This window comes from Amycolatopsis coloradensis (assembly GCF_037997115.1).
Taxonomy (GTDB): Bacteria; Actinomycetota; Actinomycetes; order Mycobacteriales; family Pseudonocardiaceae; genus Amycolatopsis; species Amycolatopsis coloradensis_A.
Genome location: NZ_CP150484.1, coordinates 6,797,609 through 6,817,024, shown reverse-complemented (window position 1 = coordinate 6,817,024; position 19,416 = coordinate 6,797,609). Strand labels below are relative to the sequence as shown.

The following is a 19,416-nucleotide window of genomic DNA, read 5'->3' as shown; positions in this document are numbered from 1 at the left end:
GGTGCGTTGATGCGCCTCGTCTTCGCCGGCACCCCCGAGCCCGCCGTCCCGTCGCTGCGCGCGCTCCTCGCGTCCGAGCGGCACGAGGTCGTCGCCGTCGTCACCCGCCCGGACGCACAGGCCGGCCGCGGTCGCCGGGTCGTCCGGTCCCCGATCGGCGCGCTGGCCGACGAGCACGGGATCGAGGTGCTGACCCCGCCGAAGGCGAGCGACCCCGCGTTCCTCGCCCGGCTCGCGGAGATCGCGCCTGACGCGTGCCCGGTGGTCGCGTACGGGGCGTTGCTGCCCCAGGCCGCGCTGGACATCCCGGCGCACGGCTGGGTCAACCTGCACTTCTCGCTGCTGCCCGCCTGGCGTGGCGCCGCGCCGGTCCAGGCCGCGATCCGCGCCGGGGACGAGATCACCGGCGCCTCGACCTTCCGCATCGTCAAGGAGCTCGACGCGGGCCCGGTCTTCGGCGTGGTCACCGAGCGGATCGCCGACACCGACACCGCCGGGGAACTGCTCGCCAGGCTGGCGGAGTCCGGGGCGAAGCTGCTCGTGTCCACGATGGACGGGATCGCCGACGGAACGCTGCGTGCGGTGGAGCAGACCGGCGACGGAGTGACCTACGCGCCCAAGGTGACCGTCGAGGACGCACGCGTGTCGTTCGCCGACCCGGCCACCGCGGTCGACCGGCAGATCCGCGCGGTCACGCCGGAACCGGGCGCTTGGGCGGAGTTCCGGGGCGAGCGGCTGAAGCTCGGCCCGGTGACGGTCGTCGACGAGCCGGGGCCCCCGCCCGGTGAACTGGTCGTGGAGCGCAAGCGGGTCCTGGTCGGCACGGCGTCGAAGCCGGTGCGGCTGGGCGAGGTGCAGGCGCAGGGAAAGAAGCGGATGGCGGCCACCGACTGGGCGCGCGGTACGAGGATCGAACAAGGAGAGCGCCTGCAGTGAACGAGCGTAGGGAACGCCGGCCGTCGAGGCCGGATCGCGGCCGCCCGGGCCAGCGTAAAGAGGGGCCGAGCCGCCCGCCGCAGATCGACCCGGCTCGTCAGGTCGCCTTCGACGTCCTGCGCGCGGTCCGGGAGGACGACGCATACGCGAACTTGGTGCTGCCGCAACTGCTGCGCACCCGCCGGATCTCCGGTCGTGACGCGGCGCTGGCCACCGAACTGACCTACGGCACCTGCCGCGCGGTCGGCATGCTGGACGCCGTCATCGAGGCCTGCCTCGACCGGCCGCTGGCCAAGGTGGACGCCATCGTGCTGGACGGGCTGCGGCTCGGCGCCTACCAGCTGCTGCGCACCCGCATCCCCCAGCACGCCGCCGTCGGGTCCACTGTGGACCTCGTTCGTGCCGAAGTCGGTTCCTGGATCGCGGGTTTCGTGAATGCCGTGCTGCGCTCTGTGTCCGAAAAGGACGAAGAGACCTGGCTGAACGAGCTGGCGCCCGACGAGGCCGCCGACCCGATCGGGGCCTACGCCCTGCGGACGGCGCATCCGCGCTGGGTCGCCCGGTCGTTCGCGGAAGCCTTGGGGGACAAGGGGCCTGAGCTGAAGGCGGCCCTGGAGGCCGACGACGACCGCCCCGACGTCCATCTGGTCGCCCGGCCCGGCGAGATCAGTGCCGATGAACTGGCCGCGATCACCGGCGGCGACGTCGCGCCGTACTCGCCCTACGGCGTCCGGATGCCCGCGGGCTCCGGCGACCCCGGCGACATCGAGCCGATCAAGGAAAAGCTGGCCGCGGTGCAGGACGAGGGCAGCCAGCTGTGCGCCGTCGCCGTCACGAAGGTCCCGCTCACCGGCTCCGACGAGCGCTGGCTGGATCTGTGTGCCGGCCCGGGTGGCAAGGCCGCGCTGCTCGGCGCGCTGGCGGCGATCAGCGGCGCGACCGTCGACGCCGTCGAGAAGGCGCCGCACCGCGCGAAGCTGATCGAGCACGCCGTCCAGGGCCTGCCGGTGACGGTCCACGTCGCCGACGGCCGCGAGACCGGCCTCGAACCGGGCTACGACCGTGTCCTGGTCGACGCGCCGTGCAGCGGTCTCGGCTCGCTGCGCCGCCGCCCGGAGGCGCGCTGGCGCCGTCAGCCCAGCGACATCTCGGATCTGACGAAACTGCAGGGCCAGCTGATCACCGCGGCACTGGACCTGGTCCGACCCGGCGGCGTCGTCACCTACGTCGTCTGCTCGCCGCATCTGGCCGAGACCGAAGGCGTTGTGGGGGAGACCGCACGCCGCGCCGGCGCCCAGATCGTCGACGCGCGGGAGTTCTTCCCGGGCGTCCCGCAGCTCGGCAACGGCCCGTACGTCCAGTTGTGGCCGCACCGCCACGGCACGGACGCGATGTTCTGCGCCGTCCTGCGGAAGCCGGAATCCGCCGGGTGAGCAGGGTCCTCGGCCTGGTCGCGAGCTCGTGCGGCGGACTGGACACCCGGTTCGCCGCGCAGCTCGCGAAACCGGCCGCGGACCGCGGCTGGGAGCTCGCGATCACGCTGACCCCCACCGCGGCCCGCTGGCTGGAGGAGACCGGCGGGTTCGGTGACCTCGAAAAGTGCACCGAGCTGCCGGTCCGCAGTACCTCCCGGCTGCCGGGCGAACCCCGGCCGCATCCGGATCCCGAGGTGTTCCTCTTCGCGCCCGCGTCCGCGAACTCCGTGGCGAAACTGGCGCTGGGCATCGCCGACAACCAGGCGCTGACCCTGCTCGGCGACGTCCTCGGCACGCCGGGCATCACGATCGTGCTGGGCTACCAGATCCAGGACACGCGGATCCACCATCCGGCGTGGCAGCGCCATCTCGACACGCTCGCCTCCGCCGGGGTCACCACCGCGAGGCTCAGCCCGGAGGCCTCGTGGACCTCCGTGCTGGACCTGCTGCCGTCGGTTTAGCGGGCGCAGAACCCGGTGTCCAGCGCCTTGGCGAGGTCGTCGGCCACCTTGGGCGGCGCGGGATTCAGGTTCACCACGACGTTCACCCGCCTGCCGTGCGGGACGGCGCCCGACAGGTTCGCGTAGCCGACGATGTTCCCGCCGTGCCCCCAGAACCTACCGCCGCACGACAGCGGGACGGACGCGATCCCGAGGCCGTACTCCGCGCCCGGGAGCCCGACGGGCGCCGGCACGGTCCGCTGCATCTCCGCCAGTTGCGCACGCGGCAGGAGGCGGCCGTCGACGAGCGCGCCGTAGAACCGGTTCAGGTCCGCGCCGGTCGAAATGAGCCCGCCGGAGGCCCCGGCGGCCGACGGATCGAATTCGGTGTAGTCGGTGTGGCCGGCGGGGCCCGGTGCGTAGCCTCTGGCGTGCGGATACGGCAAGTCTTCGTCGCCGCGCGACGGCAGGGAGGTGTCGCCCAGGCCGAGCGGTTCGGTGATCCTGCTCCGGATCTCGTCGGCGACGGAACGACCGGTGAGCTTCTCGATCAGCATCCCGGCGATGATGTAGTTCGTGTTGGAGTACGACCAGCTCGTGCCGGGCGCGAACAACGGCGGATGCGCGAGGCCGATCGCCACCAGCTCCTCGGGTTCGGCACCGCGATGGCGCCACTCCTCGAGGTCGAGGTCACGGAGATAGTTGTAGAGCCCGCTGGTGTGCTGGAGCAGCTGGCGCACGGTGATCTTCGTGCCGTCGTTGCCGTTCCCGCTGACGAGCCCCGGCAGGTACCGGTCGATCGGCGTGTCCAGCCGGACCTTTCCCTCGGCGACCAGTTGCAGCACGACGACGGCGACGAACGTCTTCGTGATACTGGCCGCCCGGAACTTCGAGCCGTGCGGGAACGGTGTCCCGGTCTCGACGTTTCCGACGCCTTCGCGCTCCGACCACGTCCGCCCGGACGGGTTCGTCACCGTCGCCTGCGCGCCGGGGACTCCGTCCAGCACCAGCGTTTTCAGCGCTTTGTCGACTTCGTCCCGCGGATGGGTCACGGCCAGCGCCGGCGTGGCGGTCGTCGCGGCGAGCAGCGCGACCAGGGAACCGACGGCGATGATCTTCTTGCCTGGCAAGGATTTTCGCATGGATCCAAGCTAGGGACGGGCGCGTGCGGTAGCCATGGTGCGGGCCCCCACGCCGGACCGGGGGCCTGCCCCACCACGCCGGTCAGCGCAGGCTGTGCCCTGGCGCGACGATGCCGGTCTCGTAGGCGAACACCACCGCCTGGCTCCGGTTGGCCGCGCCCAGTTTCCCGAAGATGTTGCCCACATGGGTCTTGACGGTTTCGAGACTGATGACGAGCTCGGCCGCTATGTCCACATTGGACTTACCGGTGGCGATGAGCCGCAGCACCTCGGTCTCCCGCTTCGTCAGCGAAGACGGCCGGGGAGCGAGGCCGGACGGCGCCGGGCGCGCGGTGACCATCCGCCGGATCGCGTCGGGGAACAGCAGTGTCTCCCCGGCGGCGATGGTCCGGATGGCGTGCGCGAACTCCTCCTTGCGGGCCCGCTTCAGCAGGAATCCGCTCGCCCCGGCCAGCAGCGCGTCGTAGACGTAGTCGTCGTTGTCGAACGTCGTGATCACGAGGACCTTCGGCGGTTCGGGGATTTCGGCCAGTACCCGCCGGGTCGCCTCGATCCCGTCCACCCCGGGCATCCGTACGTCCATCAGGACCACGTCGGGACGCGTCCGCCGCACCAGATCGACCACTTCGCCGCCATCGCCGGCCTCACCTGACACGGTCAGATCGGGCTGGTTGTCGAGCAGCGAGCGCAAACCGGCACGCAGCAAGGGTTCGTCGTCGACGATCAGGACACGCAGGGTCATGGGCGCGACCGTAGCGGGATCGTGGTCACCAGCCGCCACAGCGGCTCCCCGTCGACGGCGGGGCCGGCGACGAGCTCGCCGCGCAGCGCTTCGACGCGTTCGGTGAGACCCGGCAGTCCGTTGCCGCCGCGGCCGGAAGCGGCCGTGTGCTCCACGAGCGGGTTCACGATCTCGATCCGCAACGCGTCGGCGAGTACCGCGACCCGCACGGTCACCGGGCCGGGATGAGCGTGCCGCAGCGCGTTCGTCAGTCCTTCTTGGACGATCCGGTACGCCTCCCGCGAAAGGGTCGCGGGAAGTTCCGCGGCGGGCCCGGTCAGCTCGTAGTCGATCACCGCGCCACCAGCGCGAGCCCGTTCGGCCAGCGTGCCGACTTCGATCAGCCGTCGTTCGGGTTCGCGGGAGGACCGGTCGTCCCGCAGCAGGCCCAGTACGTGGTCGAGGTCTTCGAGCGCCGCACGGGACGATTCCTCGATGGTGCCCAGCGCCCGGCGCACCAGCTGCGGTTCGGAATCGACCAATTCGGCGGCCGCGGCCGCCTGGATGGTCGACGTCGTCAGCGTGTGGCCGATGGAGTCGTGCAGTTCGCGGGCCAGCCGGTTGCGCTGTTCGAAGTGGTTCGCCCGGACTTCGGCGGCGGCGACGCGTTCGGCGGCCGAGGGGCCCAGCAGCGCGACCGCGCTGTACTGGAACAGTTTGGTGAAGCCGGCGAGGACGTACGCGATCACCACGAGCGTGAAGAACCCGATCGGCAGGGTCCACGCTCCGGCGATGCCGGGTTCGATCGTCACCTCTTCCCCGAAGATCGCGATGGGACTGCCGCCACCTCCCGCCCACACCAGGGTCAGGACGAACCCCAGGAACAGGAAACAGCCGAGGCCGAACAGCACCCAGCCGAGCGCGGTGTGCACGAGCAACCAGGCCGCCGAACGCCAGCGCTCCGCCCAGGCGACCTTCGTGTTCGGCAAGGGCTGCGCGATCCGGGTGCCCAGCATCTGGTTGGAGAACCAGATCCCGACCCGCCGCATCGGCCCCGGCAAGCCGGCCAGCGCGACCAGTACGCCCATGGCGAGCACGCCGTAGACCGCCTTCGCCCGCACGTCGCCCGGGATGAGGACGGCGGGAATGAGCGCGATCGGGAACGGGATCGCGGTGATCGCCATGCCGAGGAAACCGAACGGCAGGCTGCGGTAACTGCCGATCCGGACCAGGGGCTTGAGTGGGTTGACCATGACCGGAACGCTATTCGGCGGCGCGTGCGCGCACCTCCCACTGCGGTGCCATTTCGCGTCATACTCCAGACCGGGGGCTGAAGGGGACTTTCCCCGCATGCGACGCGGCGAAGGGAGCTTTCGTGGCGTCTGATGCGGGGAAAGTCCCCTTCAGCCCTCCACCGCGGGCCGGTCACAGCCGGTTAGCGGGCGTTAGCGGCACCCTCCTACACTCGGGCGCGTGGCTCACCGACCTTTGATCGCACCCAGCATCCTCTCCGCGGACTTCGCCCGCCTTGGCGAAGAGATCCGCGCCGTCGCGGGGGAGGGGGAAACCCGCGCGGACTGGGTCCACGTCGACGTCATGGACGCGCATTTCGTGCCGAACCTGACCCTGGGCCTGCCCGTGGTGCAGTCGCTGCTCAAGGCCACCGACGTGCCGATCGACTGCCACCTGATGATCGAGAACCCCGACAAGTGGGCCATCGGGTACGCAGAGGCGGGCGCCTACAACGTCACCGTGCACGTCGAGGCCGCGCACGACCCGATCGCGCTGGCGAAGAACCTGCGCGCCGCCGGGGCGAAGGCCGGGCTGTCGATCAAGCCGAACACGCCGATCGAGGACCACCTCGAAACCCTCAAGCACTACGACACGCTGCTGGTGATGTCGGTCGAGCCCGGTTTCGGCGGTCAGTCGTTCATCGAAGGCGTCCTCGACAAGGTGCGCACCGCGCGGCGCCTCGTCGACACCGGCCACCTCAAGCTCGTCGTCGAGATCGATGGCGGGATCAACGCCGACACCATCGAGCAGGCCGCCGAAGCCGGTGTGGACTGCTTCGTCGCCGGTTCCGCCGTCTACGGCGCCGAAGACCCTGGTAAGGCGGTCGCGGCGCTGCGCGAGCAGGCGGCCCGCGTCCGCGGCTGATCCCGCCTCGGTGATCCGCCGTCGGGTCAGGAGAAGGAATCGGCCCCGATGGGTGTTGGATGTGGGGAGCACCGTTCCCAGCGACGGTGCGAGCCAGGAGGAGGGCAGCAGGAGTGTTCACCGGCATTGTCGAGGAACTCGGCGAGGTCACCGCGGTCGAGCAGGTCCCGAACGCCGCGAGACTGACCGTTCGGGGGCCGCTGGTGACCAGCGACGCCGGGCACGGCGACTCCATCGCGGTGAGTGGCGTGTGCCTCACCGTGGTCGCGGTGGCGGGCGGTGAGTTTACCGTCGATGTCGTGCACGAGACCCTGCAGCGCTCCAGCCTCGCTAAGGTACACGTCGGCGACGTCGTCAACCTTGAACGCGCGACGCCGGCGGGCGGCAGGCTCGGCGGGCACATCATGCAGGGCCACGTCGACGGCACCGGCGTCTTCCTCAAACGCGACGAGCAGGGACTCACCACGTTCGCGCTGCCGAAGAAGCTGTCCCGGTACGTGGTCGAAAAGGGGTCGATCGCGGTCGACGGCGTCTCCCTCACGGTCGCTTCGGTGACCGACGAGGAGTTCTCCGTCGCCCTGATCCCGACCACCCTCGAACTCACCACGCTCGGCCGGAACACCCCGGGTGACCTGGTGAACCTCGAGGTCGACGTGGTCGCCAAGTACGTCGAGAAGCTGGCCATGCCGCACCTGCGCGCGCAGGGGGACAATGGCGGTACGGAGGAGCGGGCGTGAGCGAGACGAGTGCGATTCCGGGGTCGGCGGATCTGACCCCCTGCGGAGGCGGGGTGGCCGTGAACGCCGATGCCATCGAGGCGGCCATCGCCGACATCAAGGCCGGCCGTCCGGTCGTCGTGGTGGACGACGAGGACCGCGAGAACGAAGGCGACCTGATCTTCGCGGCGGAGAAGGCCACGCCGGAACTGATGGCCTTCATGGTGCGCTACACCTCGGGGTACGTCTGCGTGGCGCTGACCGAACCCGAGGCGGACAGGCTCGACCTGCCGCCGATGTACCACACGAACCAGGACCAGCGTGGCACCGCGTACAGCGTCACGGTCGACGCCGCCGAGGGCATCACCACCGGTATCTCCGCGGCCGACCGGTCGCACACCGTCCGGCTGCTCGCCGACCCGGCCTCCAAGGCGTCGGATTTCCGGCGGCCCGGCCACGTGGTCCCGCTGCGCGCCAAGCAGGGCGGCGTCCTGCGGCGCCCGGGGCACACCGAAGCCGCCGTCGACCTGGCCCGGCTCGCCGGGCTTTCCCCGTCCGGCGTGCTCTGCGAGATCGTTTCGCAGAAGGACGAGGGCGACATGGCCCGTCGCGACGAGCTCGAGGTCTTCGCCGCGGACCACGAGCTCAAGATGATCACCATCGCCGACCTGATCGCGTACCGGCGGCGCACCGAGAAGCAGGTCGAGCGGGTCGCCGAGGCGCGTATCCCGCTGGCCGCGGGCACGTTCCGGGCGGTCGGCTACGACAGCCTGCTCGACGGGATCGAGCACATCGCGTTCGTCTACGGCGAGATCGGCGACGGCGAGGACATCCTGGTCCGCGTGCACTCCGAATGCCTGACCGGTGACGTCTTCGGTTCGCTGCGCTGCGACTGCGGCCCGCAGCTGGAGGCCGCGCTGGAAGCGGTCGCCAAGGAAGGGCGCGGGATCGTGCTCTACATCCGCGGCCACGAGGGCCGCGGCATCGGGCTGCTGCACAAACTGCAGGCCTACCAGCTGCAGGACGCCGGCGCGGACACCGTCGACGCGAACCTGCAGCTCGGCGTCCCCGCCGACGCGCGGGACTACGGCACCGGCGCGCAGATCCTGTGCGACCTCGGCGTCCGCTCGATGCGGCTGCTGACGAACAACCCGGCCAAGCGTGTCGGGCTGGAGGGCTACGGCCTGCGGGTGAGCGGGCGAGTGTCGCTGCCGATCTCGCCGAACCCGGAGAACCTGCGCTACCTCAAGACCAAACGGGACCGGATGGGGCACGACCTGTCCCAGCTGGAGCATTTCGACCAGGTCGGCGCCGAGGTCGACCAGGGCAACGGAGGTGGCACGCGGTGAGCGGCGAGGGCCGTCCGGACGTCGAACTCGACCTGTCCGACTGTAAGAACATCCGGCTCGGGATCGTGGCCACGCGCTGGCACACGAAGATCACGAGCGCGCTGCTGGAACGCGCCCTCGAGGCGGCCAAGGCGGCCGACCTGGAGGAAGAGCCGACGGTCGTGCGCGTCGCGGGCGCCGTCGAACTGCCCGTCGCCGCGCAGGCGCTGGCTCGCACGCACGACGCGGTCGTCGCGCTCGGCGTGGTCATCCGGGGCGGGACGCCGCACTTCGAGTACGTCTGCGACGCCGTCACCGCGGGCCTGACCAGGGTCGCGCTCGACGAGAGCACCCCGGTCGGCAACGGCGTCCTCACCTGCGACACCGAGCAGCAGGCCCTCGACCGGTCGGGGCTGCCCGGTTCCGCCGAGGACAAAGGCTACGAAGCGACGGTCGCCGCGCTGGACGCCGCGCACGCGTTGCGGAACCTGCGCCAGCCGTGGACCGAGCGGGGCTTCGTGTGAGCGTCGAGGCGGATGTGATGACGGAGTCCGAGGTCGTGGTGGTGCGGCCCCGCCGTGCCCTGGTGATGTGCTCGGTGCTGGCGGTGATCATGCTGGCGACGTTCGTGGTCGTCGCGGTCCTGCTGCGCGGCTCGGACACCGGCGTGATCTTCCAGCCGTCCGACCAGGCGGCGATGATCGGTATCGGGGTCCTGCTCGCCGCGGGCACGATGCTGTTCGCGACCGCGCGCGTGAAGGCCGACGCCGACGGCATCGAGGTCCGGAACGTGCTGATGACCAAGAAGTTCGCGTGGAGCGAGGTGCTCTCGGTGAGCTTCCCGGACGGGGCCTCGTGGGCGCGGCTGGAACTGCCGGACGACGAGTACTACTCGGTCATGGCGGTGCAGGCGGTGGACCGGGAACGCGCGGTGGCCGCGGTGCGGGCGCTGCGGCGGCTGCACAAGGCCGCCTGGGAAGGCTGACGCCTCGTGAGTGGTAAGGACGGTTCTAACCGTCCTTACCACTCACTAGAGGTCCAGGTCCACCACGATCGGCGCGTGGTCCGAGGGCCCCTTCCCTTTCCGCGCCTCACGGTCCACATAGGAATCCGTTACCGCACCGGCCACCGTCGCGTCGGCGTACACGAGGTCGATCCGCATTCCCTTGTTGTTCGGGAAGTTCCCCGCCCGGTAGTCCCAGTACGTGAACGGGTGGTCGTACTTCAGCGGCCGCGGGAACACGTCCGACAGCCCGAGGTCGCGCAGCGCGGCGAGCGCCTTCCGCTCCGGCTCGGTCACGTGCGTCGATTCGGCGAACAGGCCGATGTCCCACACGTCCGCGTCGGTCGGCGCGATGTTGAAGTCGCCGAGCACCGTGAACGGCAGCCCGCGCGCCTGCTCCTCCCGCACGGTCGCCTCCAGCGCCGAAAGCCAGGCGAGTTTGTAGCCGTAGTGCGGGTTCTCCAGGTCACGCCCGTTCGGCACGTACACTGACCACAGCCGCAGCCCGCCGCAGGTGGCGCCGATGGCCCGCGCGTCGGCCTTGTCCTCGAAGGTGGGCTCGCCGGTCAGGCCGCGTGTCACGTCTTCCAAGCCGACGCGGGACACGATCGCGACGCCGTTCCAGCGTCCGATGCCGTACGCGGCCGTCTCATAACCCAGTTCCTTCACGGCGTCGAAGGGGAAGGCGTCGGTGCCGCATTTGAGTTCCTGCAGGCACAGCACGTCCGGCTGTACCGAGCCGAGCCAGTCCAGCACCCTCGGCAGCCGGGGTCCGATCGAGTTCACGTTCCAGGTCGCGATCCGCATGCCCGCGAGCGTCCCACATCCCACCGACAACCCGACGCGAAAGGGCCCTCCGAGACGGGTCGCGTCTCGGAGGGCCCCTTCACCGGGGTGGAGGTCAGACCCCGGTGGTCGAGCGGATCCAGGAGCGGGCCGAAGCGACACTGCCGTAGTTGTTGGTGCCGCGGATGTTCGAGCCGCTCTGGTTCTGCACGGTCGAAGCGACGCCGACCTGGACGCCGTTGAAGACCTGGGGACCGCCCGAGTCACCCTTCCACGCCGAGCCGTCGATGCCGACGCTCTGGATGGCCGGGCCACCGTAAGCGTCGCGCGAGGTACCGGTGACGCGGACGTTGGCGACCTTCAGTGCCGAGGCGGGCGGGCCGGTCGGGGTCTCGCGGCCCCAGCCGTAGAGCTGGTTGGTGCTGCCGACCGACGGGTTCGAGCCGGCCAGGCCGATCGGCGTGACACCGGCGTCCGAGGCCAGGTGCAGCAGCGAGATGTCGGCGCCGGTCGGTGAGGACACCTTGCGGTCGACGGCGATCTCACGACCGCCCTGGAGCTGGTTGCTGCCCACGCGGACCCGCATGCCGCTGCCGTCGGAGTCGAGGCAGTGTTTGGCGGTCAGGACCCAGCGCTGGGCGATGACGCTGCCGGAGCAGTTGAACCCGTCCCACTGACGGCCCGGGGTGTTGACGTAGATCTGGGCGCCCCAGCTCACGGTGGGGGCGGTGCCGCCACCCACGATGTTGGGCTGGACACCGGTGGGGGTGCCCGCGGAGGCGACCGCGCCGGCGGTCATGGTGAGGGCTGCGGCGGCGAGGGTGGCGGCGCCCAGCGTACGAAGACGGCTCACGGTGCAGGAGTCCTTTCGAGCGTCATCTGACGAAGAACCGAGTGAAGTGGAACTGGGACGGAAAGTAATCAACCGGTTCACTCGCTAGGAACCAACGAACGTCGGTTCCGGCCGAAGACCCGACTTAGGTCGGTATACGTAGTGAAATACGGACCGGATCGTGGGAATGGCCACTCGAAGGATTGACCGGAGCGCAGATAAGGACGGGGCCTCGTAAGACTGTCGGTGGTGCCCCATAGGCTTGGCGGCGTGGCTGACCCGACCACCTACCGTCCCTCGCCGGGGAGCATCCCGGACGCCCCCGGCGTGTACAAATTTCGTGACGCCACGAAGAGGGTCATCTACGTCGGCAAGGCGAAAAGCCTCCGCGGCAGGCTGAACTCGTACTTCGCCGATCTCACCGGCCTGCACCCGCGCACCCGCCAGATGGTGACGACGGCGGCGAGCGTCGAGTGGACCGTGGTGAGCACCGAGGTCGAGGCGCTCCAGCTGGAGTACAACTGGATCAAGGAGTTCGACCCGCGGTTCAACGTCCGGTACCGCGACGACAAGAGCTATCCCGTCCTCGCCGTCACGATGAACGAGGAGTTCCCGCGCCTGCACGTCTATCGCGGCGCGCGCAAGAAGGGCGTGCGGTATTTCGGGCCGTACGCGCACGCTTGGGCCATCCGCGAAACACTCGACCTGCTGCTCCGGGTCTTCCCGGCGCGCACCTGCTCGGCGGGCGTCTTCAAACGGCACGGCCAGATCGGCAGGCCCTGCCTTCTCGGCTACATCGGCAAATGTTCCGCGCCGTGCGTCGGCAAGGTCTCCGCCGACGAACACCGCGCGATCGTCGAAGACTTCTGTGATTTTCTCGCCGGCCGCACCGACGCGCTGATCCGCCGCCTGGAACAGGAAATGGCGGCCGCGTCCGAAGAGCTGGAGTTCGAGCGTGCCGCCCGGCTGCGCGACGACCTCGGCGCGTTGCGGCGCGCGATGGAGAAGCAGGCGGTCGTGCTCGGCGACGGCACCGACGCGGACGTCGTGGCCTTCGCCCATGACGAACTCGAAGCCGCCGTCCAGGTCTTCCACGTGCGCGGCGGCCGGGTCCGCGGCCAGCGCGGCTGGGTGATCGACAAGGCCGAGGAGATGGGCGTCCAGGAACTCGTCGACCACTTCATCACGCAGTTCTACGGCGAGCAGGCCGAACGCGCGGACGATCCCGACGGCGGCCCGCCGGTGCCGCGCGAGGTCCTCGTCCCCGAACTGCCCGCCGACGCGGAGGCGCTCGGCGAGTGGCTTTCCGGGCTGCGCGGATCGAGGGTGAGCCTGCGGGTCCCGCAGCGCGGCGACAAGCGCGCCCTCGCGGAGACGGTGACGCGCAACGCCGGCGAGGCGTTCACCCAGCACAAACTGCGCCGCGCCGGCGATCTCACCGCGCGGTCGGCCGCGCTGGCGGAACTGCAGGACTACCTGGCGCTGGAAACCGCGCCGCTGCGCATCGAATGCGTCGACATCAGCCATATCCAGGGCAGTGACGTGGTGGCGTCGCTCGTGGTGTTCGAGGACGGGATCCCGCGCAAGTCCGAGTACCGGCGCTTCGCGTTGCGCGAGGCCGCGGAGGAGGGCGACGTCGCCTCGATCGCCGAAGTCGTCCGTCGGCGGTTTTCCCGCTATCTCAAGGAAAACGCCGAGGGTGCCGAGGTCGATCCGGACCGTCCGGGCATCGACCCGGAGACCGGCAAGCCGCGTAAGTTCGCCTACGCGCCGAATCTGCTCGTCGTCGACGGCGCGGGCCCGCAGGCCACCGCCGCCGCGGACGTCCTCTCCGAACTGGGCGTCACCGACGTCGCCGTGGTCGGCCTGGCGAAGCGGCTGGAGGAGGTGTGGCTCCCGGGCGATCCCGACCCGGTGATCCTGCCGCGCACCTCCGACGCGCTGTATCTGCTGCAGCGGCTGCGTGACGAGGCGCACCGCTTCGCCATCCGGTACCACCGGGAGAAGCGGTCCAAACGGATGCAGGTGTCCGCATTGGACGGTGTGCCCGGGCTGGGGCAGGCTCGCCGTACCGCGCTGATCAAGCATTTCGGCTCGGTGAAGAAGCTCCGCGAAGCGCGGATAGAGGAGATCGAGGCGGTGCCCGGCTTCGGCAGGCGCACCGCCGAGGCGGTCGTCGCGGCACTCGCAGGGGAGACAGCCGCGGCGGCGGGGGAGTCCAGTACGTGACCGGTGAAGGGACCATCGTGAGTGCGCAAGAAGAAGGCCGCGGTTCGGGGATGGAGGTCGCGGTCGTTTCCGGTCTGTCCGGAGCGGGCCGCAGCACCGCCGCGAAATGCCTGGAGGACCTGGGCTGGTTCGTGGTGGACAACCTGCCGCCCGAGCTGATCGCGACCATGGTCGAGCTCGGCGCGCAGGCGCGGGGCGCGATCACCAAGGTCGCCGTGGTGATGGACGTGCGCTCGCGCGCGTTCACCGACGACCTGGCTTCGGTCATCAAGGACCTCGACGCCCGCGGTTACAAGCCGCGCGTCCTGTTCCTGGAGGCCACCGACGCGGTGCTGGTGCGCCGGTTCGAGGCCGTCCGCCGCGGCCACCCGATGCAGGGCGACGGCAGGCTCGCCGACGGCATCACCGCCGAGCGCACGCTCCTGGAGCCGCTGCGGGAAGAGGCCGACCTCGTGCTCGACACTTCGTCGCTTTCGGTGCACGATCTGCGAGCCAAGATCGAGGACGCCTTCGGTTCCGAGGCGAGCACGCAGACCAGGGTCACCGTGCTGTCGTTCGGCTACAAGTACGGCCTGCCGATGGACGCCGACCTGGTGATGGACGTCCGATTCCTGCCGAACCCGTTCTGGATCCCGGAACTGCGCGACCACACCGGTCTCGAAGGCGAGGTCCGCAACTACGTGCTCAGCCAGGAAGGCGCGGACGAGTTCCTCGACCGCTACCACCAGCTGCTGCGCCTGATCGGCGCGGGCTACAAGCGCGAAGGCAAGCGGTACCTGACGCTGGCCGTCGGCTGCACGGGTGGGAAGCACCGCAGTGTCGCCATTTCCGAGGAACTCGCCCAGCGTCTGTCCAATGAGGACGGTATGGCCGTGAAGGTGGTGCACCGCGACCTTGGCCGCGAGTGATCCGCGCGCGGTCGCACTGGGGGGCGGGCACGGCCTGCACGCCACCCTCACCGCGTTGCGCCGGGTGACCTCGCAGGTCACCGCCGTGGTCACCGTCGCGGACGACGGGGGCTCGTCCGGCAGGCTGCGCCGGGAGCTCGGGCTGCTCCCGCCGGGCGACCTGCGGCAGGCCTTCGCCGCGTTCGCCGCCGAGGACGGCGGGACCCTGTGGGCGGAGGTGTTCCAGCATCGCTTCGGCGGCGACGGCGCGCTCGCCGGGCACGCGGTCGGAAACCTGTTGCTGGCCGGGCTGTTCGAGGTGCTCGGGGACCCGGTCGCCGCGCTCGACGAGGCGAGCAGGCTCATGGGCATCTCCGGCCGCGTCCTGCCGATGTCACCCGAACCGCTGGAGATCCAGGGTGAGGTTTCGGGGCTGGACGCCGAGAATCCCGAGGCGGTCCGGCGGATCCGCGGTCAGGTGGCGGTGGCGACGACGCCGGGGCAGGTGCACCGGATCAGCCTGCATCCGACCGGACAGGCCGATCGGCCGCCGCGTGGCTGTGCCGAGGCGATCGAGGCGGTCCTCGGCGCGGACGTCGTGTTCCTCGGTCCGGGTTCGTGGTTCACGAGTGTGCTGCCCCATCTGCTGGTGCCGGATCTGCACGACGCGTTGCTCCGAACGGACGCCACGAAGGTCGTGATCCTCAACCTGATCCCCCAACCGGGGGAGACGGCGGGGTTCTCGCCGGAGAAGCATTTGGACGTACTCTTCGAACACGCCCCGGAATTGCGGGTGGACGCGGTTATCGCGGATCGTGACTCGGTGCCCTCACCAGCCCGGTTGCGGGACGCCGCCGGGAGACTGAGCGCGCGGGCGTTGCTGGGGGCGGTGGCTGACCCGGTCGTGACGGGGCGGCATGATCCTGATGCGCTCGCGGGCTGTATGCGGGACGCTCTCGGTCTCACCGGGGGAGGAGCTGAAGGTATGGAGGGGCAGCGATGGCGATGACCGCCGCCGTGAAGGACGAGCTGAGCCGGCTGGAGATCACCAAGATCGGCCCGCGCCGCGCGGAGGTCGCGTCGATGCTGCGATTCGCGGGCGGGCTGCACATCGTGGCCGGCCGCGTCGTGGTGGAGGCCGAACTCGACACCGGTTCGGTGGCGAGGCGGCTGCGCAAGGAGATCCACGAACTGTACGGACACCAGTCCGACGTCCACGTCATCTCCTCCAGTGGATTGCGCAAGGGCACGCGGTACGTCGTCCGGGTGGTCAAGGACGGCGAGGGGCTCGCCCGGCAGACCGGCCTGATCGACCAGCGCGGCCGTCCGGTGCGCGGGCTGCCCGCCGCCGTCGTGTCCGGCGGCGTCGCCGACGCGGAAGCCGCCTGGCGCGGCGCGTTCCTGGCGCACGGTTCGCTCACCGAACCCGGGCGCTCGTCGTCGCTCGAAGTCACCTGCCCCGGTCCCGAGGCCGCGCTGGCGCTCGTCGGCGCCGCCCGGCGGATGGGCATCCAGGCCAAGTCGCGCGAGGTCCGCGGCGCGGACCGGGTCGTCGTGCGTGACGGTGACGCCATCGGCGCGCTGCTGACCCGGCTCGGCGCGCACACGAGTGTGCTCGCCTGGGAAGAGCGGCGCATGCGCCGCGAGGTGCGCGCCACCGCGAACCGGCTCGCGAACTTCGACGACGCGAACCTGCGTCGTTCGGCCCGCGCGGCCGTCGCCGCGGCGGCCAGGGTGGAGCGCGCGCTGGACATCCTCGGCGAATCCGCCCCGGAGCACCTGCTCGCCGCGGGCAAGCTGCGCCTGTCGAACCGGCAGGCCTCGCTCGAAGAGCTGGGCCAGCTGTCCGATCCGCAGATGACCAAGGACGCCGTCGCCGGCCGGATCCGCCGCCTGCTGGCGATGGCCGACAAGAAGGCGAAGGAACAAGGCATTCCGGACACCGAATCCGCGGTTACGCCGGACATGCTCGAAGAAGACGAGGCCTGACCGGCTCGGTACCAGTGCCCCTTACTCGGTAAGGTGTGAAGGGCGAGTTTCCTCGGCTGAGCCGAGGGAAGGGGTCCACGTCGCGTGCCGTGCCTTGCAGCGCAGCGTGATCCGGTCGGTCTCGCCGAGTTCCCGCTCCGCGCGGCTCGCCCGGGCCGCACAGCGTTCCCGGTTCTCGACGGGGATGTGCGACGCCCTGCGCTCCAACGCGGCGAGGGCGTCTTCGCGGAGTCCGGCGAGCCAGAAGTGCTCAGCCCCGTTGGCCGCCGCGTAGCTCTGTTCCAGCGTCGGCTCGTCGTCTCCGGTCACGAATGCCACCTCCGAGGTCGCCGCCGCCAGCCGGGCGTGCAGGCGGGTCGCCACATCGGGGAAGGGAACGGGTGCCTCTCCGGTCCACAGGACGGTTTCGTCGGCAAGGCCCGCCCGTGTCCGCCTGACCGAATCACCCAGCCCGGCCAGGAAGTCACGGACGTGCACCCGCCGATCCGGGTCACCCACCGCCGCGCTCGCCGCGGTGAGGATCGAGATCGGGATGGGCCCGCGGGTCGCGGCCGGCCCGAGCAGTTCCAGCAACGGGGCGAAACCGCACGAGGCGGCGTTTCTACCTCGCGAAGCGACGGACAGGGGAGGTCCTCTCCGGGCGTTAACCCGCGGCGGGCAGGCGTAACGCGGCGGTTTCCGTGGTGACGACCGATGGAAACAGCCTCCCTCGAAGATCGCCGGTGAGGTGATCTTCGAGGGAAGGGGAAGCCATGCGGGTATCGGCGGAGGTCGACAGGTGGCTCGCGCGGCGCAGCAGCCGGGCGGGTGACTGGTGGGCGGCGGAGCTGGTCGCCGCCAAACGCGGGACCCGGGTTTCGGTGGTGATCCCGGCCCGCGACGAGGAGGAAACGGTCGGTGCGATCGTCGGCACCATCCGGCGCGAACTCGTCGAACAGTTCCCCCTGGTGGACGAGATCCTGGTGGTGGACAGTCATTCCACCGACGCCACCGCCGAGGTCGCCCGTGCGGCCGGAGCGGGCGTCGTCGCGCAGGACGCGGTGTTTCCGGAGCTGGAAAGCCTGGCAGGCAAGGGAGAAGCGCTCTGGAAGGGCGTCGCCGAAACCACCGGCGATCTCATCGCCTTCGTCGACGGCGATCTCCGCGATTTCACCGCCGGCTACGTGACCGGTCTGCTGGGGCCGCTGCTGACCGACCCGGGGATCGCCTACGTCAAAGGCTTCTACCACCGTCCGCTCGCCGGGGCGGCGGGCGTCGAACCCGACGGCGGCGGCCGCGTCACCGAACTCGTGGCCCGTCCGCTGCTCAACATGTACTGGCCGGAACTGGCCGGTTTCGTCCAGCCGCTCGCCGGTGAGTACGCGGGACGGCGCGACGTGCTCGAAGGCATCCCGTTCGTCACGCACTACGGCGTCGAGGTCGGCCATCTGATCGACCTGCTCGAAGCGCACGGGCTCGACGCGCTGGCCCAGGTCGACCTCGGCCACCGGACCCACCGCCACCAGAGCACGCAGGCCCTCGGCCGGATGTCCGCGCAGATCATGCTGACCCTGATGGACCGGCTGGAACGCGGGGGCCGGGTGATCTCCGCGGCGCCCCCGTCGACGTCGCTCGCCCAGTTCCGGCGCGGTGCGGGGGAGTCCGTCGAGCGGGAACTCGTGCTCACCGATGTGGCCCTCACCGAGCGGCCACCGCTGGAGACCCTCCCGCCGGAGATCCGCCCGCAGAACGCACCCTGCTTGCGAAGGAGCGCTTAGGCCGTGTCCTGCAAGTCCATGTCTGCGATCTTCGCGCCCAGGTGGCCCCTGGCGGCACGGGCGGTCCAGCCGAGTACGACCCGGTACGAGGCCGAACCGTCCGCACCACCAGGAACCACCTGGATCACGAAGCCCATCGAACAGACTTACAGGGCACGGACTGGCGCCTCCTTGGGTTGCCACCCCGGCGGGCCGAACACGTAGCCGAGTTTGTCCCGCCACGACCCCGCCGCGCGGACGTCGCGCAGGATCGAGCCGTACTCGTGGAAGCCGACCTTGAGCAGGTTGTAGGACTCGACGTTCTTGGTCAGCCCGTAGGTCGGGCGCTTGCCCTCCGGCACGAAACTGCCGAACATCCGGTCCCAGATGATCAGGATGCCGCCGTAGTTCGCGTCCAGGTACTCCTGGTCGCTGCCGTGGTGCACACGATGGTGTGAAGGCGTGTTGAACACGTACTCGAACCAGCGCGGTAGCTTCCGGATCTTCTCGGTGTGCACGAAGAACTGGTACACGAGGTCGATCGACAGGCCGGTGAGGATCATCCACGGCGGGATGCCCGCGAGCGCGAGGACCGACCAGAACGGCAGCTGGAAGTACGGTGTCCACTTCTGGCGTAACGCCGTCGAGAAGTTGTAGTGCTCACTCGAGTGGTGCACTTGGTGGCCCGCCCACATGATCCTGACACGGTGGCTCGCCCGGTGGTAGGCGTAGAAGACGATCTCCTGGCCCAGCAGCATCAGGACCCAGGTCCACCAGTCGTGCGGGCTGAACTTCACCGGCGCCAGTTCATAGAGCGCGGCGAACACGAACAGCATGGCGATACGGAAGACACCGTTGATCACCACCGCCACCGCGCCCATGGACATGCTCGTGCGGGTGTCCTTGACGCTGTAACCGATGACGTTGTCGTCGTGGCCCAGCACGTGCAGCGCGAGGATCTCGATCGCGACGAACAGCACGAACACCGGTGTCGCCAGCAGCACCGGGTCACTCAGATGGGCAAGAAAATCCGCCACCG

General features: G+C 70.2%; 21 protein-coding genes. 13 read left to right on the top strand and 8 right to left on the bottom strand.

From position 1 onward, the window contains the following. Positions 1-9: 9 nt before the first annotated feature. From fmt to LCL61_RS31580, 3 genes are read left to right on the top strand one after another with little or no spacing between them, the layout of a single operon-like run. The gene (gene fmt, locus LCL61_RS31590) at positions 10-936 is read left to right on the top strand and encodes a methionyl-tRNA formyltransferase (protein ID WP_340683136.1); all 927 of its coding nucleotides are present in this window, start codon (positions 10-12) and stop codon (positions 934-936) included. Next, the gene (locus tag LCL61_RS31585) at positions 933-2,369 is read left to right on the top strand and encodes an rRNA small subunit methyltransferase B (protein WP_340683135.1); all 1,437 of its coding nucleotides are present in this window, start codon (positions 933-935) and stop codon (positions 2,367-2,369) included. Before fmt ends, LCL61_RS31585 begins: the two co-directional genes overlap by 4 nt. Then, positions 2,366-2,872 carry a flavoprotein gene (locus tag LCL61_RS31580; RefSeq protein WP_340683134.1) on the top strand — a complete coding sequence of 169 codons (507 nt, stop codon included), beginning with the start codon at positions 2,366-2,368 and terminating at the stop codon, positions 2,870-2,872. The genes LCL61_RS31585 and LCL61_RS31580 overlap by 4 nt, the downstream gene beginning before the upstream one ends. Here LCL61_RS31580 and LCL61_RS31575 read toward each other — a convergent pair. From LCL61_RS31575 to LCL61_RS31565, 3 genes are all read right to left on the bottom strand, one after another. Next, positions 2,869-3,993 (bottom strand): serine hydrolase domain-containing protein, encoded by a 1,125-nt coding sequence (locus tag LCL61_RS31575; protein ID WP_340683133.1) that lies wholly within the window; start codon positions 3,991-3,993, stop codon positions 2,869-2,871. The two genes, LCL61_RS31580 and LCL61_RS31575, sit on opposite strands and share 4 nt — an antisense overlap. Positions 3,994-4,075: 82 nt before the next feature. After that, positions 4,076-4,735, bottom strand: coding sequence for a response regulator transcription factor (locus tag LCL61_RS31570; RefSeq protein ID WP_340683132.1), 660 nt, complete (start codon positions 4,733-4,735; stop codon positions 4,076-4,078). Continuing rightward, positions 4,732-5,967: a sensor histidine kinase gene (locus tag LCL61_RS31565; RefSeq protein ID WP_340683131.1), complete on the bottom strand. Its 1,236-nt coding sequence runs from the start codon at positions 5,965-5,967 to the stop codon at positions 4,732-4,734. Before LCL61_RS31565 ends, LCL61_RS31570 begins: the two co-directional genes overlap by 4 nt. A 235-nt stretch (positions 5,968-6,202) precedes the next feature. Between LCL61_RS31565 and rpe the strand changes: the two genes are divergently transcribed. From rpe to LCL61_RS31540, 5 genes are all read left to right on the top strand, one after another. Further along, positions 6,203-6,871 carry a ribulose-phosphate 3-epimerase gene (gene rpe, locus LCL61_RS31560; protein WP_340688729.1) on the top strand — a complete coding sequence of 223 codons (669 nt, stop codon included), beginning with the start codon at positions 6,203-6,205 and terminating at the stop codon, positions 6,869-6,871. 113 nt (positions 6,872-6,984) lie between these two features. Beyond that, positions 6,985-7,608: a riboflavin synthase gene (locus LCL61_RS31555; protein WP_007029651.1), complete on the top strand. Its 624-nt coding sequence runs from the start codon at positions 6,985-6,987 to the stop codon at positions 7,606-7,608. Positions 7,609-7,661: 53 nt separating this feature from the next. Then, positions 7,662-8,936 carry a bifunctional 3,4-dihydroxy-2-butanone-4-phosphate synthase/GTP cyclohydrolase II gene (locus LCL61_RS31550; protein WP_340688728.1) on the top strand — a complete coding sequence of 425 codons (1,275 nt, stop codon included), beginning with the start codon at positions 7,662-7,664 and terminating at the stop codon, positions 8,934-8,936. Further along, positions 8,933-9,439 carry a 6,7-dimethyl-8-ribityllumazine synthase gene (gene ribH, locus LCL61_RS31545; protein WP_340683130.1) on the top strand — a complete coding sequence of 169 codons (507 nt, stop codon included), beginning with the start codon at positions 8,933-8,935 and terminating at the stop codon, positions 9,437-9,439. The genes LCL61_RS31550 and ribH overlap by 4 nt, the downstream gene beginning before the upstream one ends. A gap of 17 nt (positions 9,440-9,456) precedes the next feature. Beyond that, positions 9,457-9,900 (top strand): PH domain-containing protein, encoded by a 444-nt coding sequence (locus tag LCL61_RS31540; RefSeq protein ID WP_125674999.1) that lies wholly within the window; start codon positions 9,457-9,459, stop codon positions 9,898-9,900. 45 nt (positions 9,901-9,945) lie between these two features. Here LCL61_RS31540 and LCL61_RS31535 read toward each other — a convergent pair whose 3' ends face one another. Further along, a complete protein-coding gene (locus tag LCL61_RS31535) occupies positions 9,946-10,725 on the bottom strand; it encodes an exodeoxyribonuclease III (protein ID WP_340683129.1) in 780 nt (259 codons plus the stop codon). Between the two features lie 94 nt (positions 10,726-10,819). Then, positions 10,820-11,557 carry a S1 family peptidase gene (locus tag LCL61_RS31530; protein WP_340683128.1) on the bottom strand — a complete coding sequence of 246 codons (738 nt, stop codon included), beginning with the start codon at positions 11,555-11,557 and terminating at the stop codon, positions 10,820-10,822. Positions 11,558-11,806: 249 nt separating this feature from the next. Between LCL61_RS31530 and uvrC the strand changes: the two genes are divergently transcribed. From uvrC to whiA, 4 genes are read left to right on the top strand one after another with little or no spacing between them, the layout of a single operon-like run. Next, positions 11,807-13,765: an excinuclease ABC subunit UvrC gene (gene uvrC / locus LCL61_RS31525; protein WP_340683127.1), complete on the top strand. Its 1,959-nt coding sequence runs from the start codon at positions 11,807-11,809 to the stop codon at positions 13,763-13,765. 50 nt (positions 13,766-13,815) lie between these two features. Further along, positions 13,816-14,673 carry an RNase adapter RapZ gene (gene rapZ, locus LCL61_RS31520; RefSeq protein WP_034311885.1) on the top strand — a complete coding sequence of 286 codons (858 nt, stop codon included), beginning with the start codon at positions 13,816-13,818 and terminating at the stop codon, positions 14,671-14,673. After that, entirely contained in the window at positions 14,660-15,661 is a 1,002-nt protein-coding gene (locus tag LCL61_RS31515) for a uridine diphosphate-N-acetylglucosamine-binding protein YvcK (RefSeq protein WP_340683126.1), read from the top strand. The genes rapZ and LCL61_RS31515 overlap by 14 nt, the downstream gene beginning before the upstream one ends. Further along, positions 15,652-16,641 carry a DNA-binding protein WhiA gene (gene whiA / locus LCL61_RS31510; protein ID WP_005152315.1) on the top strand — a complete coding sequence of 330 codons (990 nt, stop codon included), beginning with the start codon at positions 15,652-15,654 and terminating at the stop codon, positions 16,639-16,641. The genes LCL61_RS31515 and whiA overlap by 10 nt, the downstream gene beginning before the upstream one ends. A gap of 21 nt (positions 16,642-16,662) precedes the next feature. On the opposite strand, the gene LCL61_RS31505 is transcribed toward whiA, so the two are convergent. Further along, positions 16,663-17,214, bottom strand: a complete 552-nt coding sequence (locus LCL61_RS31505; protein WP_340683125.1) for a hypothetical protein — start codon at positions 17,212-17,214, stop codon at positions 16,663-16,665. A 179-nt stretch (positions 17,215-17,393) separates the two neighbouring features. On the opposite strand from LCL61_RS31505, the gene LCL61_RS31500 reads away from it, so the two are divergent. Continuing rightward, entirely contained in the window at positions 17,394-18,398 is a 1,005-nt protein-coding gene (locus LCL61_RS31500) for a glucosyl-3-phosphoglycerate synthase (protein WP_340683124.1), read from the top strand. Here LCL61_RS31500 and LCL61_RS31495 read toward each other — a convergent pair. Then, positions 18,395-18,526, bottom strand: coding sequence for a hypothetical protein (locus LCL61_RS31495; protein WP_340683123.1), 132 nt, complete (start codon positions 18,524-18,526; stop codon positions 18,395-18,397). The genes LCL61_RS31500 and LCL61_RS31495 overlap by 4 nt on opposite strands. A gap of 18 nt (positions 18,527-18,544) precedes the next feature. Next, positions 18,545-19,414 (bottom strand): sterol desaturase family protein, encoded by an 870-nt coding sequence (locus tag LCL61_RS31490; RefSeq protein WP_340683122.1) that lies wholly within the window; start codon positions 19,412-19,414, stop codon positions 18,545-18,547. Positions 19,415-19,416 lie beyond the last annotated feature (2 nt).

Excerpts from the sequence above, each read along its gene's own strand:
- LCL61_RS31565 (WP_340683131.1), bottom strand. The coding sequence starts at position 5,967 with ATGGTCAACCCACTCAAGCCCCTGGTCCGGATCGGCAGTTACCGCAGC.
- LCL61_RS31535 (WP_340683129.1), bottom strand. The coding sequence starts at position 10,725 with ATGCGGATCGCGACCTGGAACGTGAACTCGATCGGACCCCGGCTGCCG.
- fmt (WP_340683136.1), top strand. The coding sequence starts at position 10 with ATGCGCCTCGTCTTCGCCGGCACCCCCGAGCCCGCCGTCCCGTCGCTG.
- whiA (WP_005152315.1), top strand. The coding sequence starts at position 15,652 with ATGGCGATGACCGCCGCCGTGAAGGACGAGCTGAGCCGGCTGGAGATC.
- LCL61_RS31575 (WP_340683133.1), bottom strand. The coding sequence starts at position 3,993 with ATGCGAAAATCCTTGCCAGGCAAGAAGATCATCGCCGTCGGTTCCCTG.
- rapZ (WP_034311885.1), top strand. The coding sequence starts at position 13,816 with ATGGAGGTCGCGGTCGTTTCCGGTCTGTCCGGAGCGGGCCGCAGCACC.
- LCL61_RS31540 (WP_125674999.1), top strand. The coding sequence starts at position 9,457 with ATGACGGAGTCCGAGGTCGTGGTGGTGCGGCCCCGCCGTGCCCTGGTG.
- LCL61_RS31500 (WP_340683124.1), top strand. The coding sequence starts at position 17,394 with ATGCGGGTATCGGCGGAGGTCGACAGGTGGCTCGCGCGGCGCAGCAGC.
- LCL61_RS31570 (WP_340683132.1), bottom strand. The coding sequence starts at position 4,735 with ATGACCCTGCGTGTCCTGATCGTCGACGACGAACCCTTGCTGCGTGCC.